General features: G+C 55.6%; 15 protein-coding genes. 6 read left to right on the top strand and 9 right to left on the bottom strand.

Annotated features, from left to right (window positions below):
* Nucleotides 1-33 precede the first annotated feature (33 nt).
* From ACQKLP_RS11350 to ACQKLP_RS11330, 5 genes are all read right to left on the bottom strand, one after another.
* Complete coding sequence (locus ACQKLP_RS11350) at nt 34-1,728, bottom strand: GMC oxidoreductase (protein ID WP_427322872.1); 1,695 nt, start codon at nt 1,726-1,728, stop codon at nt 34-36.
* 33 nt (nt 1,729-1,761) lie between these two features.
* On the bottom strand, nt 1,762-2,334 hold the full coding sequence (locus tag ACQKLP_RS11345; RefSeq protein WP_341839098.1) for a gluconate 2-dehydrogenase subunit 3 family protein: 573 nt from the start codon (nt 2,332-2,334) through the stop codon (nt 1,762-1,764).
* Nucleotides 2,335-2,591: 257 nt separating this feature from the next.
* A complete protein-coding gene (locus ACQKLP_RS11340) occupies nt 2,592-2,963 on the bottom strand; it encodes a hypothetical protein (RefSeq protein WP_427322871.1) in 372 nt (123 codons plus the stop codon).
* Nucleotides 2,964-3,003: 40 nt separating this feature from the next.
* A complete protein-coding gene (locus ACQKLP_RS11335; RefSeq protein ID WP_427322870.1) occupies nt 3,004-3,264 on the bottom strand; it encodes a hypothetical protein in 261 nt (86 codons plus the stop codon).
* A gap of 158 nt (nt 3,265-3,422) precedes the next feature.
* On the bottom strand, nt 3,423-4,238 hold the full coding sequence (locus tag ACQKLP_RS11330; protein WP_427322869.1) for a L,D-transpeptidase family protein: 816 nt from the start codon (nt 4,236-4,238) through the stop codon (nt 3,423-3,425).
* Between the two features lie 270 nt (nt 4,239-4,508).
* On the opposite strand from ACQKLP_RS11330, the gene ACQKLP_RS11325 reads away from it, so the two are divergent.
* Nucleotides 4,509-5,336: a glycoside hydrolase family 16 protein gene (locus tag ACQKLP_RS11325; protein ID WP_427322868.1), complete on the top strand. Its 828-nt coding sequence runs from the start codon at nt 4,509-4,511 to the stop codon at nt 5,334-5,336.
* Nucleotides 5,337-5,410: 74 nt separating this feature from the next.
* Here the strand turns inward: ACQKLP_RS11325 and hppD are convergent, their stop codons facing one another.
* The 3 genes from hppD to ACQKLP_RS11310 are packed head-to-tail and all read right to left on the bottom strand — an operon-like array spanning nt 5,411 to nt 8,751.
* Entirely contained in the window at nt 5,411-6,541 is a 1,131-nt protein-coding gene (gene hppD / locus ACQKLP_RS11320; RefSeq protein WP_427322867.1) for a 4-hydroxyphenylpyruvate dioxygenase, read from the bottom strand.
* Between the two features lie 33 nt (nt 6,542-6,574).
* On the bottom strand, nt 6,575-7,567 hold the full coding sequence (locus ACQKLP_RS11315) for an aldo/keto reductase (RefSeq protein ID WP_427322866.1): 993 nt from the start codon (nt 7,565-7,567) through the stop codon (nt 6,575-6,577).
* Between the two features lie 26 nt (nt 7,568-7,593).
* Nucleotides 7,594-8,751 carry a homogentisate 1,2-dioxygenase gene (locus ACQKLP_RS11310; protein WP_427322865.1) on the bottom strand — a complete coding sequence of 386 codons (1,158 nt, stop codon included), beginning with the start codon at nt 8,749-8,751 and terminating at the stop codon, nt 7,594-7,596.
* A gap of 273 nt (nt 8,752-9,024) precedes the next feature.
* On the opposite strand from ACQKLP_RS11310, the gene ACQKLP_RS11305 reads away from it, so the two are divergent.
* A complete protein-coding gene (locus tag ACQKLP_RS11305; RefSeq protein WP_427322864.1) occupies nt 9,025-9,843 on the top strand; it encodes a hypothetical protein in 819 nt (272 codons plus the stop codon).
* Nucleotides 9,844-9,858: 15 nt separating this feature from the next.
* Here the strand turns inward: ACQKLP_RS11305 and ACQKLP_RS11300 are convergent, their stop codons facing one another.
* Nucleotides 9,859-10,419 carry a hypothetical protein gene (locus tag ACQKLP_RS11300; protein WP_427322863.1) on the bottom strand — a complete coding sequence of 187 codons (561 nt, stop codon included), beginning with the start codon at nt 10,417-10,419 and terminating at the stop codon, nt 9,859-9,861.
* A gap of 496 nt (nt 10,420-10,915) precedes the next feature.
* On the opposite strand from ACQKLP_RS11300, the gene thrA reads away from it, so the two are divergent.
* From thrA to ACQKLP_RS11280, 4 genes are read left to right on the top strand one after another with little or no spacing between them, the layout of a single operon-like run.
* Nucleotides 10,916-13,357 (top strand): bifunctional aspartate kinase/homoserine dehydrogenase I, encoded by a 2,442-nt coding sequence (thrA, locus tag ACQKLP_RS11295; RefSeq protein WP_427322862.1) that lies wholly within the window; start codon nt 10,916-10,918, stop codon nt 13,355-13,357.
* 9 nt (nt 13,358-13,366) lie between these two features.
* Nucleotides 13,367-14,329 (top strand): homoserine kinase, encoded by a 963-nt coding sequence (locus tag ACQKLP_RS11290; RefSeq protein ID WP_427322861.1) that lies wholly within the window; start codon nt 13,367-13,369, stop codon nt 14,327-14,329.
* Nucleotides 14,316-15,644, top strand: coding sequence for a threonine synthase (thrC, locus tag ACQKLP_RS11285; RefSeq protein ID WP_427322860.1), 1,329 nt, complete (start codon nt 14,316-14,318; stop codon nt 15,642-15,644). The genes ACQKLP_RS11290 and thrC overlap by 14 nt, the downstream gene beginning before the upstream one ends.
* A 24-nt stretch (nt 15,645-15,668) precedes the next feature.
* A complete protein-coding gene (locus ACQKLP_RS11280) occupies nt 15,669-16,484 on the top strand; it encodes a tetratricopeptide repeat protein (protein ID WP_427322859.1) in 816 nt (271 codons plus the stop codon).
* Nucleotides 16,485-16,498 lie beyond the last annotated feature (14 nt).

Below are 16,498 nucleotides of genomic sequence, written 5' to 3'. Positions count from 1 at the left end.
GCTTTTCCCTGGTAGTTATGCCTTAGTTCCTTATCAGATATTCCCTTTCTTCAGTTCCTTCACGGCATGGTCGGCCGCGCGGGCGGTCAGGGCCATGTAAGTGAGGGAAGGATTCACGCAGGAAGCGGAAGTCATGCAGGCGCCGTCTGTCACGAATACGTTCTTGGCGGCATGCACCTGGTTGAATTCGTTGAGGACAGACGTTTTGGGATCGCGGCCCATGCGGGCGGTACCCATTTCGTGGATCGCCATACCGGGCCATGAGCCGTTGTCGTACGTTTTCACGTTCTTCACACCGGCTGCTTCCAGCATTTCGGCCGCATCGTTCATCATATCCTTGCGCATCTTCATCTCGTTTTCCTTGAATTCGGCGTTGAAGCGCAGCGTAGGCTGGCCCCATGCGTCGGTCACGGATTTATCAAGCGTCACGTAGTTATCTTCGTACGGGAGGCATTCGCCGAAGCCGCCGATGCCCATGCTCCATTTGCCGGGCTCCGTGAGCATTTCCTTGAAGTCTTTGCCCACACCCATTTCCGCGATGCCGCGGCTCCATCCGCTGCGCGAAGCGCCGCCCTGGTAGCCGAAACCACGCAGGTAATCGCGCTTGTCGTTACCGATGTTGCGATAGCGGGGGATGTAAATACCGTTGGCACGGCGCCCGTAGAAATATTTATCGTCGTACCCTTCCATCACGCCGGATGCACCGGTGCGGAAGTGGTGGTCCATGAGGTATTTGCCCAATGCGCCGCTGTCGTTCCCGAACCCGTTGGGGAAACGGTCGCTGATGGAGTTCATCAGTACGAACGTGGAGCCGAGGGTGGAACCGTTCACGAAGATGATCTTCGCATAGAACTCGATCATTTCTTTCGAATTCTTATCGATGACGCGGACGCCGGTGGCTTTGCCTGCCTTGTCGTCGTAGATGAGGCTGTTCACGATGGAATCGGGGCGCAGCGTGAGGTTGCCGGTTGCCACCGCCGCCGGGAGGGTCGACGACTGGGTGCTGAAATATCCGCCGAACGGACAGCCGCGGCTGCACAGGTTCCTGAACTGGCACTTGGTACGGCCGGGCAGGTCTTGCGTGATGTTGGCCACACGGCCCATGATGAACTTCCTTCCGCCGAAAGCCGCTTCGATCTTACCTTTCACGTCTTTTTCCACGCAGTTCATTTCCATGGGCGGCATGAAGATGCTGTCGGGCAGCTGGGGCAGGTTTTCGGTGGTGCCGCTGATACCAACGAATTTCTCAACGTATTCGTACCAGGGCTGAATGTCTTTATAACGGATCGGCCAGTCTACCGCGATGCCGTCTTTCTTGTTGGCTTCGAAGTCGAGATCGCTCCAGCGGTAGCTTTGGCGGCCCCACATGATGGATTTGCCGCCTACGATATCGGGGCGATACCAGTCGAAGCGTTTATCTTCCTGGTAGGGCGCTTTGCTATCGTTGATCCAGTATTTTTCGTTGTGCTCGGAATAAGGGTAATCGCGACTGAGTTTCTCGTGCGACTGGCGCTGGTCTTGCGTGATCCTGCCGCGGTGGGGGAATTCCCAGGGATCTTTGGTGGCGGTTTCGTATTTGCCGTGCTCGAGGTTGTGGCCGCGTTCGAGCATGAGCACTTTGAGCCCTTTTTCGGTCAGTTCTTTGGCAGCCCATCCGCCGCTCACGCCGGAGCCGATCACGATGGCGTCAAACGTATGCTGGTCCTGCGCTTTTATGTTCAGGTTCATGTTGATCAGTTTTTAATAAGTGTGGAAATACGGTTACGCCCAGGCGCGGTCGCCTTTTTTGTAGGGCACGCAGCCTTCGTAGCGGCCGGGCACGGCGATGTACCGCAGGGCTTCGGTGGCGCCGGGTTTGGACGTGAAATAGCCGAGCAGCGTCAGTTCTTTCATGTACTGGAAGTAGTGAACGGGATCGTCCTTCTTCTTGTTTTCGCGCTTGTTGTAATCCACACGCTCCTGGTCGATGGCGGTGAGCAATTCGGTGCGCTGTTCGGGCGTGAGGTCCATGAACACTTTACCGTCGAATTTCTTTTTACTTTCTTCATTGATCTTGTTCAGACCGCCTTCGAACACCTTCTGCGCTTTTTCGTCGTAGCAGTCATTGATCATGGTAACGATGAAGTCCTGCACGCCCGCGGCTTTCGCGCCAGGTGTACTGGTGGCCGGAATGATGGTTTCTGCGATCTCTGCGAGCAGTTCCTTCGTTTCGGGTGTTTGCAAGGTATATGTCGCTGGCCTGGATTTGCAACCCTCCAGTGCCGCTAACGTGGAAGCGGAAAGCGCGGTACCCATGAGTATCGCCACATTCCTGATGGCATCTCTTCTGTTCATAATAGTAAATTGATTTGACCTTTGTGGAAAAATCCAAAAAATTTGCGAGAAAGCAAAATAATTTGACCCCTGCGGGAAAATAATGTGTAAAAATGACACGTAGGGAGCAATAGCAGTTTGATATTTTCAGCTGTAATACGCGTGGATGGCTGATCCCGGGATGGGAATATTTGCTTATTTCCCGGTACTTTTTTCCTGTAGGGCGTTATCGCAGGTCCCGGCGGTTATCCAGTAGTACCGGGAACGGCCGAACTAATTCATCCCTTGCGTTTCAGGTGGTGCTTTTTGCCGGGTGCTTTTTCAGCATCCAGTTTCCGCTGTTCCTCCTTCACTACCGAATCCCAGATAACAAGGACCGCGGGCAGGAATACAAACCCGGCTACCGACCAGCTATCGGCCAGCAAACCGCGCCCTTCCTTGTCGAAAAGCGAGCCCTTACCGACAACGGCCCCTAAAACAATCGCCACCAGAAATCCCAACGCCAGTACGGTTACCGCCTGAAAAACCCTCCGCAGGAAGATGCGGATTACCTGCCAGCGATCGACCCCGCCTTCCCCGAGGCGGATCCATGCAAGCGCGAACAAGGCAATCGCGAATCCGCCGAAGTAAAAGAACTTGAAGAATTCCATTAGCAAAAGGATGTTGACTGAATATACGGAAAATCCCCGGTCAAGTGGCCGCTTTCTCTTCATTGCGCACCTTCTCCCAAATGCCCACCGACAATGCGCTGAGCGAAATACAAAAATACAGCGCCATGTCGTCCAGCTCCGTTTTCCAATCGTCCGGCGAAAAAGCCCTGCCCTTGAACAGCAACGTCACGCCAATCAATAACAAAATCAGCGCGGCGGAGAAAAATGCATATCGTAATAATTGCCACGAATACGAGCGAAATTGCTGCTTCCACGGACGCTTTTTCCAGGCGGCGTACATCAACACCACATAAACCCAGCAGACGTACCATAATGGTATTAAAAGGAACCAATTGTTCATTTTGAAAGGGATAATACAATGAATATAGAAAACTGCCGTCCAAAAACAAAACAGCCCCCCGTTTACCGGAGGGCTGCCCTATAAAAATTTCATGGAAATCAATTCGTATGCTGCGCCGGACGGCCAGCGCCGATCTGCGCCACAGCGGGTTCCGGCGTGGGGGCCGTGTACACGTACTTGCCCTGGCTGTTTACCATCACCACCGGCATTTTACGCGTTTTCTCGAAGTAATCGTATGCATTCTTCAGGTTGAGCCAGAATTTCTGGGACTCATTGTCGGTGAGCGACTGGCTGCCCAGGTAGTCCATGCTGCGGCTGTTACCGAAGCGCACGGGGAACACATGTACGGGAATGAAATCCTGTCCGGCGTTCTTGGCCTGCACCGCCATGATGTATACTTCGGAAATAAATTCGTCTGTCAGCGGAATGCAGCCTACCGTAAGGCAGGAACCATGGATATAGATATCGCCGCCCGGTTTCTTCGGGTCGCTGAGCACGCGGTCGGAATAGTTCGGGTAATTGATACCCAGGCTAAGGTGGTAACTGCTGTTGGGATTAAAGTCGTTGATGTAGTAGAACCCTTCCGGCACCTGGCGGTCGCCCTCCTTCCGTTTCGGCCCCATTTTGCCCGAAAGCGAGCAGACACGGTAGGTTTTTACGAGGGTGAAAGTGTCGCCGGGGTTGTTCCGTGCCCAGATCTCCATTTCACTGTCCAGCTTGAAGCTGCGGATGTAAATCTGTTTGGCCGGCCAGGCGATGCCTTTTTTGGCGCACTCTTTCTTAATGCTTTCTTCCTTCTCCCTGAACGCCTCCCCTACCCTCGGGAACAGTTTCTGGTTCTCGAGGAAGGATTGCTGCGCATGCGCACCATAGGCGCCGAGGAGGGATAAAATACCGATGAATAACCGCTTCATATCTAGTCTGTCTTACCAATTCATGCCAGAAAATAATATGCCAGGTAGAATAATATAAATGCAAAAATAACATATATTATCGAACCTACCTTCTTGTTGGCAAATCTTAATACATAATGCCGGTTGCCGGCAAAGATCAGGTAGGCTGTCAGCAGCTGCATAAGTCCTGCCAAAATGAACAGATACCCGAATAAATCACGTAATTCCATAAATATTAACGCCAAATTTAACTATTTAGTGGGTAAAAGCCTACCAAAAACCGAATTTTTCATGCCATCCATCTTCCTGTTCGCCGCCCTTGCCCTTGGGCATCCTCTTCCCGCTGCAGACACCAGCGGGTATGCGCTTGTCTGGTCAGACGAGTTCGATACGCCCGGCCGTCCGGACCCCGCCAAATGGGATTACGAACTGGGCTTCGTCCGCAACCGGGAGCCGCAATGGTACCGTCCGGAAAACGCCACCTGCCGGGATGGGCTCCTGGTGATAGAAGCCAGGAAGGAGCGGGTCCCCAATCCCGGTTTCGACTCCGCCAGCGGCGACTGGAAGCGCAACCGCCCCTTCGCCGAATACACTTCGTCCTGCCTCATCACCAAAGGCAAATTCCAGTTTACCTACGGCCGGGTCGTTATGCGGGCCAAAATTGACATCCGCAAAGGGAGCTGGCCCGCTTTCTGGATGCTGGGCGCCAAACGCGGCCCCGTTCACTGGCCGGCCTGCGGGGAAGTAGACATCATGGAATTCTACCGCGGCAACCTCCTCGCCAACGCCGCCTGGGAAGGCGAACAGCAAACCGCCTGGGATGAGGCCAAATGGCCCGTTGCCGCCTGGGGTGGCGAAAAATGGGGGGAACAGTTCCATGAATGGGAACTGATCTGGGATGAAAATGAAATGGTGATTTCGGTGGACGGGAAAGTCCTCAATACGATAGACGTCAAAGCCGCAAAGAACGCCCGCAAAGGGGACCTCCCCTTCCGCGATGATTTTTACCTGCTCCTCAACGTGGCCCTGGGCCACGGCGGCGAAGAAATCCCCGACGCCCACATGCCCTCGCGCCTGCTGGTGGATTATGTGCGGGTGTACCAGCGTTCCGGCAAATAATACATCCGCAACAACAGCAAAGCCGTCCCGGGATGAACCGGAACGGCTTTTATTTTCTCACGTAGCAGGTTGGTTTATAAGTTGCCGCGCAGCGCCTGTTCGCGCTCTATTGACTCGAACAGCGCCTTGAAGTTGCCTTTCCCGAAAGATTTGGCGCCCTTGCGCTGGATGATCTCGAAAAACACGGTAGGCCTGTCTTGCAGCGGTTTGGTAAAGATCTGCAGGAGATAACCCTCTTCATCGCGGTCTACCAGGATGCCCAGTTCTTCCAGCGGACGAAGGTCTTCGTCGATCTCGCCCACTCTTTCCAGCAAGGTGGCGTAGTACGACGACGGAACGCTCAAAAACTCCACGCCCCTCGCCTGTAGCTCGCCCACGGTGTGCACGATATCGTTGGTAGCGATGGCGATATGCTGTACGCCCGGGCCGCCATAGAAATCAAGGTATTCCTCGATCTGGGATTTCTTCTTGCCCTCGGCCGGTTCGTTGATAGGGAATTTGATCCGCCCGTTGCCGTTGCTCATTACTTTGGACATGAGCGCGGAATATTCGGTGGAGATATCCTTGTCGTCGAAAGACACGAGGTTATGGAAGCCCATCGTTTTGCTGTAGAAATTCACCCATTCGTCCATCTCGTTCCAACCCACGTTCCCCACGCAATGGTCTACATATTGCAGGCCGGTGCTGGTGGGCTGGTAACGGCTTTGCCACGGGCGGTACCCCGGCAGGAAGGCCCCCTGGTAGTTCTTCCGCTCCACGAAAATGTGAACGGTATCGCCATAGGTATGTATACCGCTGCGCACTACTTCACCGAATTCGTCCTTTTCGACGGTCGGCTCCATATACGGCTTGGCGCCGCGTTTCACGGTTTCTTCGAAAGATTTGCGGGCATCGTCGACCCAGATAGCCAGTACTTTCACACCATCGCCGTGCAGGGCGATATGTTCGGAGATAGGCCCTCCGGGCTTCAGCGGCGTCGTCAATACAAAGCGCAGTTTGTTCTGCACCAGCACATACGATACTCGGTCTTTCACGCCGGTTTCGGGACCTGCGTAGGCGAGCGACTGGAAGCCGAAGGCTGTTTTATAGAAATGCGCAGCCTGTTTGGCATTTCCCACGTAAAACTCCACGTAGTCCGTACCGTTGAGCGGCAGGAAGTCTGCTGTGTCCTGCGCGGATGCTGGCTTTACGGTGGCTGTGTTCATAAAAAGATTGTTTTTGGTGTATGATTTTTGATTTTAAACAAGTTGCAATGCGTACAAATGCTTGTTGATGAAATCGATCTCCTCAGACGTCAGTTTCACGTTGATGGCGGCGGCGTTCTGCTCTGCCTGCCCGGCGTTGCGCGCGCCGACGAGGGCAACGGTAATGCCCGGCCGCTCGATGGTCCAGCGGATGACGAGTTGCGCCAGCGTAGCGTTCTTGCTTTCCGCCAGCGGTTTGATGATAGACAGGAAAGCGTTGATCCTTGCGATGTTATCCGGTTGATAGAAGGGCGTATTCGGGCGGTGGTCTCCGGCTTCGAACTGGTGCTCCGGTTTGATCTTTCCGGTGAGGATGCCGCGTTGCAGCGGACTGTACGCCAGGATCGCCTTGTTGTTTTCGATGCAGTAAGGCACCAGTTCTTTTTCGATGTTGCGCTCCACCATGCTGAAGGGCACCTGGTTGGAGGCGAGCTTCACCACGGCATCGGCTGCTTTCATTTGCGCTACGTTGTAGTTGCACACGCCCGCTTCGCGGATCTTGCCCTGTTCCTTGAGGCGCAGCACGGCTTCGAAGGTTTCATCGATAGGCGTGGTAGCGTCTGGCCAGTGGATCTGGTAAAGGTCGATATAATCGGTGCGCATGCGGCGGAGACTGGCCTCGCATTCGCGGATGATGCTTTCTTTCCCGGCGTATTTGTAGATCTCGATCGGTTTTCCGCTATTGTCCTGGCTGCTGAATGCGAACGTTCCGTTGGTGCCTTCCCAGGTCATGCCGAATTTGGTGAGGAGCTGCACTTTATCGCGCGGGATGCCCGCGAGCGCTTCTCCCACGATTTCTTCGCTGGTGCCTTGTCCGTAGATCGGGGCGGTGTCGATAGACGTTACGCCGCGGTCGATGGATGCGCGGATGGCTTCGGTGGCGTCTTTCCGTTCTGCGCCGCCCCACATCCAGCCGCCGATGGCCCATGCGCCGAAGGTGATGGCGGATACTTTCAGATCGCTGTCTCCTAATTGTCTGTATTCCATGCTTTTATTTTTTCCAAAAGTAATATTTATTCGGCCCAGCTCATGGTGTAGCGCTCGTCTTCGATGCTACGCGCATCTTCGGTTACCTGCAGCGGATGGAAGGTATCTACCATCACGGCGAGCTCTTTGGTTTCCTTTGCGCCGATGCTTTTTTCCACCGCGCCGGGATGCGGCCCGTGCGGGATGCCGCCGGGGTGCAGGGTGATCATGCCGCGGGTTACGTGTTTGCGGCTCATGAAATCGCCGTCCACATAATACAGCACTTCATCGCTATCGATATTGCTGTGGTTGTAGGGCGCCGGAACGGCCAGCGGATGATAGTCGTACATCCGCGGCACGAACGAGCACACCACGAAATTGTGGCCTTCGAAAGTCTGGTGGACCGGCGGCGGCTGATGCACACGGCCGGTGATGGGCTCGAAGTCGTGGATAGACAATGCGAAGGGATATTCGCATCCGTCCCACCCCACTACATCGAACGGGTGATGCCCGTAATGGATCGGGTACATCACGCCTTTTTTCTTGATGTTGATGATGAAATCGCCCGCCTGGTCGATGGTTTCGAGGTCTTTCGGCTGGCGGATGTCGCGCTCGCAGAAGGGCGCGTTTTCCAGGAGTTGGCCGAATGGACTGAGGTATCTTTTCGGGAACCGGATCGGGCTGAAAGATTCCACGATGAACAGGCGGTTGTCGCTATTGGAGAATTCGAGCTGGTAAATGGTGCCGCGGGGAATAACGAGGTAATCGCCATACCCGAATTCGATGCGGCCGTATTGTGTATGGAGGATGCCGGAGCCTTCGTGAATGAAGAGCAGCTCATCGGCATCCGCGTTTTTATAGAAGTAATCTTTCATGCTGCTGCGCGGGGCGGCGAGGGAAAGATGGCAGTCGGCGTTCACGAGCACCGGTTTGCGGGAGGCGAGGTAATCGCTTTCGGGCTGCACCTGGAAGCCCTGAAAACTGCGGTGCTTGAGCATTTTCTCTTCGGCTACGCGGGGCGCGGCGGCGTAGGGATCGTCTACCTTCACGATTTCCGTTGGCGGATGGCAGTGATAGAGCAGGGAATAGTGGGACGAGAACCCTTCGGTCGAAAAAAGCTGTTCCGAATACAGGGAGCCATCCGGCTTTCGGAACTGGGTATGCCGCTTATGCGGAATTTGCCCGAGCGTATGATAATGTGGCATAATTGGTGGAATTGATCTTTCCCGGCGGCAAGCCGGAAATGGGTCCTACGATTCAAGTAAATGGGAAGAATGGCCGCAACAAAGGGCCCCGGCATTATAACGCCGAATCCATGGCGAGAGTTGCCATGAGGAAGCAGTAATTGCTCTGATACTTGTATGTAAGCGAATGATGCATACGTAACTGCGATAAAATTAAGGGAAATTCCAATACATCCATCAAAACCACCTGAAATTTTTTACCTTGGGCACACCTTTACCTAAAACACCTGTACCATGTGGCCTCACTTCCGCCAGTCGTTGCTCCATACCGTTGCATATATCGATAACTCCCTCGAAGAATTCGCGCCCGCCGTTCGCAGAACGGGCATCGTTTTCGTTATTCTTGGCACATTCGCAGGGATACTGGCTTTTTTATCGATCGCATTTTTCATGGAAAAGATGGATCAGCTGGAAGAATTGGGACAGTTGGCCAACATCGGCTTTTCGGAGGGACAGACGCTGGGTAGTTACGTCATGTTATATTCTTCCAGCCTGCTGGCCGTACATATGTTCAAGAGAACCGTACCCGGGCCTGGTACAGCCTGGTCTGGCCAGCTGCCGCCCGCAGCGAAGCGCATGTTCCTGCGGGGCTTGCTGGTATTGCTCATCATTTTCGGCCTGTACGAGTTCCTGCAGTTGCTCAACTTATTCAGCGACGATTCCATCTACCGGAATTCGTTACACACGGCGTTGCTTACCTGGCTCAAGACGGTTTCATTAGCCTCCATGGCCATCGTCATGTCCTTTTTCGCTGTAATGGTGGTACTGAAGGGCACCGGCCAGGTGCTCAATGCACAAACCAGCTCGACTGTAATTGCGGCTGCCGTCTTGCTGTATTTTTGGATCAAAGTGGTCCACGTACTGGTGTCGATCATAAATGCGGTGGTCACAACACCCATCGCTGCCCTGATGCCGCATGAAGGCCTTCTGAACTTGATGAGCGCCGGTGTGATGGTCATCATCAACCTGTTTGCCATGATCCCTGCGGCCGCTATCGCCGCGAGCATAGCCCCGCCTGATGCAGACATGATGTTCGATGCAGATACAAAATGACGCTTAATAGCTCAACTAAGCCTGCTCATCGGCAAAGATCGAATTGATCCTCGGCTGCAGGAACCAAATCCCGATCGGGAAGAACCAAATCATGAAAAACTCCCCGGCAAAATCGGAAAACGTCACCGGCCTGCGCCATTCTACCGTTTTCAATGCTTTCGCAATAAAGTACATACAATAGAATATGCAGAACATGGAAAACAAATGGATCGGTACCAGCAATCCAGGCACGAGGAATTCCGGCCCGCTGAAGGGTAGATCACCGAAAAACGCCACCGTTACAAAAACAGAAATAGACAAAATATACACTGAAGGGATCAAAAGAAACAATTTGAAGCGGCTTAGATCCATTTTCTCCCCGGCGGGTAACTTTTCCTGGAGATTCAACCCCAGCGCATAAAACCAGCTAAAATAAAGACCGGTTAACACCAACGTTATAACAGGGATAAAATACAGAATATGCATCGGATCGTTGCCGGAAACCGCCGTGCTGAAGATCAACACTTCATACAAGACCGGAACTCCGATAAAAAGTGCGAATAATTGCCAATGCTTGAGGTACAGGAATTTTTTCATGCTTTCATTGTTAACCAGTATAGAAATGCCCGGATCTGTATCCGGCAACGGTAAATATACGCAGGGAAATTTCACTTACCCCCCTTCCTTACCCACTCAGCTCACACTCTGAAAGTTCCCGGCACGACTACATGTCATCATTTTGTCATTACAGACAAACACCTCCACCAACCTGCATTTCAGCGATTTCGTCAAATATCCAGCAGGTATGCATCTGTTAGAAATTTTCGAAATCTCCCGAAACCGCTTGCATTTTTCATCAGAATTAATAACCTTTGTCTTATCAACGTCATAAGTTAATAGTGCATTACTCCAACTCACATATTATCCGTATTGCTTCCCACTCCACCGGAGCAGCGGGCACTATTATCACAACCACAACCATTACAACCCCATCCCGGGGTTAATTTTCACATATCGTCCACCGACCGGGCTTCTCCGGTTCCCAGTAAGCGGGGTATTTCCCCTTCCGTTTCCTCATTCATCTTGATTCAACATGCAGGTCCTAAAATTCGGCGGCACCTCCGTAGGCAGCGCCCAAGCTATCAGCCAGGTTTGCGATATATTAGCCCGGTATAAACGTAAAAGCGTCATGGCCGTAGTTGTGTCTGCCATGAGCGGCACCACCGACAAACTCATCCGCTGCGGACATCTCGCCGCAGCCGGCAACGAACAATACCGCGACGTCCTCCGCGAAATCGAACAACTCCACCTCGACACCGTCCGCAATCTCTTCCCCATCACCGCGCAAAGCGGCCACCTCAGCCAGGTAAAGAAACAGCTTAATCAGCTGGAAGCCTTGCTGGACGGAATTTTCCAGGTGGGGGAAATGTCGGACCGGTGCCGGGACAAAGTCATGAGCTACGGCGAGCTCCTCTCCTCCTGGATGCTGGCCGAAAAACTGCGGCTCGAAGGCCTGAACGCAGCCTGGAAAGACAGCCGCGACCTCATCCTCACCGATAATCACTTCGGCAGCGCGCTCGTCAATTTCGACGCCACCGATCATAATATCACTACTTTCTTCCACCAGCAGCAGGCCGACATCGTCATCTTCCCCGGATTCATCGCTTCCAACGCCGATAAAGACACCACCACGCTCGGGCGCGGCGGCTCCGATTACACCGCCGCCATCATCGCAGCAGCTATGGACGCCAGCGTGCTCGAAATCTGGACAGACGTCAGCGGCATGATGACCGCCGACCCGCGCATCGTTCCGCAGGCCATCGCCATTCCGCGGATATCATATGAAGAAGCGATGGAACTATCGCACTTCGGCGCCAAAGTCATCTATCCGCCCACCATCCAGCCGGTAATGAACCGCCGGATCCCCATCCTCATCAAGAATACGTTCGAGCCAGAGGCCGGCGGCACTTTCATCCAGGACAACGGTGAAAAACCTTACCCGGTAACCGGCATTTCCGGCATCAGGGGCATCGCGCTGCTCACGCTCGAAGGCAGCGGCATGGTGGGCATCCCCGGATTTTCGCGCCGCCTGTTCGACGCGCTGCTCCAGGAACGCGTGAACGTCATCCTCATCACCCAAAGCTCCAGCGAACACTCCATCACCGTGGGCATCAACGAAAGCGACATGCTTAAAGCCAAAGCGGCGGTAGACGGCGAATTCGCGCAGGAAATCCATGACAAGCGCATCAATCCGCTGATCGTGGAAAAAGACCTTTGCATCGTGGCCGTTGTGGGCGACAACATGAAAAATCACCACGGATTGAGCGGCCGGCTCTTCGGCGCCCTTGGGCGCAATGCTATCAACGTGCGGGCCATCGCGCAGGGATCCACTGAAAAAAACATCTCCGCCGTGATCGGGAAAAACGATCTCCGCAAGGCGCTCAACGTCATCCACGAAGTGTTCTTCGAATCGGATACCCGCCAGCTGAACATCTTCGTAGCCGGTACCGGAAACGTCGGCGGAAAGCTGCTCGAGCAGCTCCAGCAGCAGGAATCCTACCTCCGCAGCGAGCTCGGCGTGCAGGTGCGCATCATCGCCCTGGCCAACAGCCGCAACATGCATTTCTCCGAAAGCGGCATTCCGCTGGGGAATTGGAAAAACGCACTGAGTAACGGCGAGCCCATGGACCTCGCCGCCTTCGCCGCCCGCATCCCGCAAATGAACCTCCGCAACAGCGTCTTCGTCGACAATACCGCCAGCGAAGCCGTTGCAGGGCTTTACGCTAACTTCCTGCAGCATGGCATTTCGGTGGTGACCTGCAACAAGATCGCGTGCTCGTCGGCATACGCTTCGTATAAACAGTTGAAAGACCTGGCCCGCAAGTACAACGCTTCGTTCCTCTTCGAAACCAACGTGGGCGCGGGGCTCCCGGTCATCAACACCCTCAACGACCTCGTGCGCAGCGGCGACAAAGTGCAAACCATCGAAGCCGTACTGAGTGGCAGCCTGAACTTCGTGTTCAACAATTTCGTGAACGGCGCCAGTTTCCGGCAGGTGGTGAAAGCCGCGCAGGACGAAGGTTACACCGAGCCCGATCCCCGCATCGACCTCAGCGGGAAAGACGTGATGCGCAAAATCCTCATCCTGGCCCGCGAAAGCGGCGCGGTATTGGAAATGGACGATATCGACAATCATTCCTTCCTGCCGGACGCCTGCCTCAACGCAGCCGATGTCCCGGCCTTCTTTGAGCAGCTCGATACCTGCGCGCCGCATTTCGGGCAGCTGCTGAAAAACGCGGCAGACAAGGGCGAGCGGCTGAAGTTCGTGGCGCGCTACCATATGGGGAAGGCTTCCGTGGGCTTGCAGTCCGTAGGCCCGCAGCACCCGTTTTACCAGCTGGAAGGGAAAGACAACATCGTGCTGTTCACCACCCAGCGCTATTCCGCGCAACCGCTGATCGTGAAAGGCGCGGGCGCCGGGGCCGACGTAACGGCTTCGGGCATATTTGCAGACATTATCAGAACCGTTCGTTAAATGAAAGATATGAACCAGGAAAACAAGCCATCCGTTACGGTATTTGCCCCGGCCACCGTAGCCAACGTCGCCTGCGGGTTCGACGTGATCGGGCTGGCGCTGGAAAGCACCGGCGATGAAATGGACATCCGCCTGTCTGACACGCCCGGCGTGCGCATCACCTCCATCGAAGGCGCGAAGCTCCCCCTGGAAGCGGCGCAGAACGTGGCGGGCGTGGCTTTGCAGGCGCTGCTGCAGGAATACGGCAAACCGGAAGTGGGCATGGAGATCGCCATCCGCAAAAACATCCATCCCGGCAGCGGTATCGGGTCCAGCGCAGCGAGCGCGGCCGGCGCCGTGGCGGGGGCGAATATGCTGCTCAACGGTCATTTTTCTTCCGATGCGCTGATCCGTTTTGCGATGGAAGGCGAGCGTCTGGCCTGCGGCACGCCGCATGCCGACAATGTGGCCCCGGCCATCCTGGGCGGTTTCACGCTCGTGCGGAGCTATCAGCCGCTGGACGTGATCGCCCTGCACACGCCGGCCGACCTCTGGGTAACGGTGATCCACCCCCAGATCGAAGTGCGGACGGCCGATGCGCGGGAAATCCTCAAACAGCAGGTGATGCTCAAAGACGCCATCCGCCAGTGGGGCAACGTTGGCGCGCTCGTAGCCGGGCTGTACCGCGAAGATTATGATCTCATCGCCCGCGCCCTGGAAGACGTCATCGTTGAGCCGATCCGTTCCATCCTCATCCCCGCGTTCCACGACCTGAAGCTGCGCTGCCGCGAGGCGGGGGCCCTGGGCGGAGGGATTTCCGGCAGCGGCCCGTCCGTTTTCATGCTGTCCAAAGGAGAAGCCAACGCCCGCACCGTAGCCGCCATGATGGAAGCCATTTACGCACCGCTCGGCGTCGACTATCACATCCATGTTTCCCGCATCAGTTCCACCGGCGTAAAAGCCATCAAAGCCCATCAACATGCAGTACTATAGCCTCCAGAACCACCAGCACCGCGTTTCCTTCCGCGAAGCCGTCATCCGCGGCCTGGCGCCCGACAAAGGGCTTTATTTTCCCGTTGAAATTCCGCGGCTGGAGAAGGATTTCATCGAACGGCTCGAGGAATACGATCCCCAATACATCGCCCGGAAAGTGATCCAGCCCTTCGTGGGCGCCGACATTCCCGTGCAGGCGCTCACCCAGATCATCCGCGAAACGCTTACTTTCCCCTTCCCGCTCCGCGAAGTGGAAGACAACGTATATGCGTTGGAGTTATTTCACGGGCCTACGCTGGCTTTCAAGGACGTGGGCGCCCGGTTCATGGCCGGATGCCTGGGGTATTTCCGGAAAGATGAGGAGAAGCCCGTCACCGTACTGGTAGCCACGTCCGGCGATACCGGCGGTGCCGTGGCGAGCGGGTTCTACGATGTGCCCGGCGTGGAAGTGGTGATCCTTTACCCTTCCGGCAAAGTGAGCGACCTGCAGGAAAAACAGCTCACCACCCTCGGCCGCAACATCCGCGCGCTGGAGATCAAAGGCACGTTCGACGATTGCCAGCGGCTGGTGAAAATGGCTTTCCTCGACGAGGAACTGCAGGCCCGGAGGCCCCTCACTTCCGCCAACTCCATCAACGTAGCCAGGTGGCTGCCGCAGATGTTTTATTACTTCATGGCGTACCGGAAAGTGAAACAGTGGAAGAAAGAACCCCTGATCTCCGTTCCCAGCGGCAATTTCGGCAACATCTGCGCCGGCATGATGGCCGCCGCGATGGGGCTCCCCATCCCCCATTTCATCGCATCCACCAACGTGAACGATACCGTACCGCGATTCATGGAAAACGGCAGATACGAGCCGCAACCCGCCACCGCCACGCTGTCTAACGCCATGGACGTGGCAGACCCCAGCAACTTCGTGCGCATCCTGCAGCTCTTCGCGCAGAACGACCGGGCGCTGAAAGCCCGGCTTTCCGCCTACCGCTTCACCGACGGGCAAACCGTTGCCGCCATGGAAGACGTCTACGCCCGCCGCCGCTACCTCATGGACCCGCACGGCGCCGTAGGGTACCTGGGCCTGAAAAAATACATGGAAACGCACCCCGGCCACCTGGGCATTTTCCTGGAAACCGCGCACCCGGTGAAGTTCGCCAACACGATGCCGCCGGGCCTCGCAGACGCCATCCAGGCACCGGAACGGGTTATGGTGCTCGATGGCATGCAGAAAGAAGCCGTACTGATGGATGCAGACTACAACACAATGCGCGACTGGCTGCTGCAAACCGCGAAAGCCGCCGTAACGGAGGATGCGAAATAACAGGGATTTCTGTATGTTTGGGCGATGAACACCCGCCATTTACTTTGGGCGCTGCCGGCGCTGTTGTGCGCATGCGGCCAACAGGCCGATCCCGGAAAACAGCAGCCGGCGCCCGCCGCAGATTCCCTCGCCGTCGCCATTCACAACATGCGGACCGACCTGGCCATAAAACCGGACGACCTGGACCTGCGCGTCTGGCTCGCCAACGCCCTCATCGAACATAACGAATACGCCGCGGCAGACAGCCAGGCGGCCATCATCGCACGGGCGCCCGGCAAACTGCCGCAGGCGTTGTATATCCGCGGACTGATCGCATTGCGGCAGCAGGACACGGTCAAATCCATCGACCTGCTGACTTCCGCCATCCACATCCGGCAGGATTCCGCCGAATACGAAGTGGTGATGCTCACGGCGGATATGATCGCCGCGCTCGGCAGTTACGAAAACGCCACGAACTATTACCGCCTTGCCGCCAGGATCGACTCCTCGTCTGCCGAAGCCCCGTTCCTCACCGGCGAGTGCCTGGAAAAAGCAGGTAAGATTCCCGAAGCCTGGGACGCGTTCCGCGAATCCATCCGCCGCAACCCCGCCTACGCGCCGGCCTACATCGCCATCGGCAACCTGCTGGCCGCACAGGGCAACGCCAAAGACGCGCTCGTGTCCTACAACATGGCCGCGAAAGCCGATCCCACCAACGCCGACGCCTTCTACCGCCGCGGGAAAACCTTGCTGCAACTGGGGAACAAAGCCGCGGGGCTCGACGATCTTACCAAGGCCCTTTCCTTCCGGAAAAATTTCCCCGAAGCGCAACACCTGCTCGATTCGGCTAAAAATCTGTAGTATTGTACCTGCTT

Source organism: Chitinophaga sp. NPDC101104, assembly GCF_050277495.1.
Classification (GTDB): Bacteria; Bacteroidota; Bacteroidia; order Chitinophagales; family Chitinophagaceae; genus Chitinophaga.
This window is presented reverse-complemented; position numbering and strand designations above follow the sequence as displayed.

What these genes read in the sequence shown, in the direction of transcription:
- ACQKLP_RS11350 (WP_427322872.1), bottom strand. Translation starts at nt 1,728, where the DNA reads ATGAACCTGAACATAAAAGCGCAGGACCAGCATACGTTTGACGCCATC.
- ACQKLP_RS11345 (WP_341839098.1), bottom strand. Translation starts at nt 2,334, where the DNA reads ATGAACAGAAGAGATGCCATCAGGAATGTGGCGATACTCATGGGTACC.
- ACQKLP_RS11340 (WP_427322871.1), bottom strand. Translation starts at nt 2,963, where the DNA reads ATGGAATTCTTCAAGTTCTTTTACTTCGGCGGATTCGCGATTGCCTTG.
- ACQKLP_RS11335 (WP_427322870.1), bottom strand. Translation starts at nt 3,264, where the DNA reads ATGTACGCCGCCTGGAAAAAGCGTCCGTGGAAGCAGCAATTTCGCTCG.
- ACQKLP_RS11330 (WP_427322869.1), bottom strand. Translation starts at nt 4,238, where the DNA reads ATGAAGCGGTTATTCATCGGTATTTTATCCCTCCTCGGCGCCTATGGT.
- ACQKLP_RS11325 (WP_427322868.1), top strand. Translation starts at nt 4,509, where the DNA reads ATGCCATCCATCTTCCTGTTCGCCGCCCTTGCCCTTGGGCATCCTCTT.
- hppD (WP_427322867.1), bottom strand. Translation starts at nt 6,541, where the DNA reads ATGAACACAGCCACCGTAAAGCCAGCATCCGCGCAGGACACAGCAGAC.
- ACQKLP_RS11315 (WP_427322866.1), bottom strand. Translation starts at nt 7,567, where the DNA reads ATGGAATACAGACAATTAGGAGACAGCGATCTGAAAGTATCCGCCATC.
- ACQKLP_RS11310 (WP_427322865.1), bottom strand. Translation starts at nt 8,751, where the DNA reads ATGCCACATTATCATACGCTCGGGCAAATTCCGCATAAGCGGCATACC.
- ACQKLP_RS11305 (WP_427322864.1), top strand. Translation starts at nt 9,025, where the DNA reads ATGTGGCCTCACTTCCGCCAGTCGTTGCTCCATACCGTTGCATATATC.
- ACQKLP_RS11300 (WP_427322863.1), bottom strand. Translation starts at nt 10,419, where the DNA reads ATGAAAAAATTCCTGTACCTCAAGCATTGGCAATTATTCGCACTTTTT.
- thrA (WP_427322862.1), top strand. Translation starts at nt 10,916, where the DNA reads ATGCAGGTCCTAAAATTCGGCGGCACCTCCGTAGGCAGCGCCCAAGCT.
- ACQKLP_RS11290 (WP_427322861.1), top strand. Translation starts at nt 13,367, where the DNA reads ATGAACCAGGAAAACAAGCCATCCGTTACGGTATTTGCCCCGGCCACC.
- thrC (WP_427322860.1), top strand. Translation starts at nt 14,316, where the DNA reads ATGCAGTACTATAGCCTCCAGAACCACCAGCACCGCGTTTCCTTCCGC.
- ACQKLP_RS11280 (WP_427322859.1), top strand. Translation starts at nt 15,669, where the DNA reads ATGAACACCCGCCATTTACTTTGGGCGCTGCCGGCGCTGTTGTGCGCA.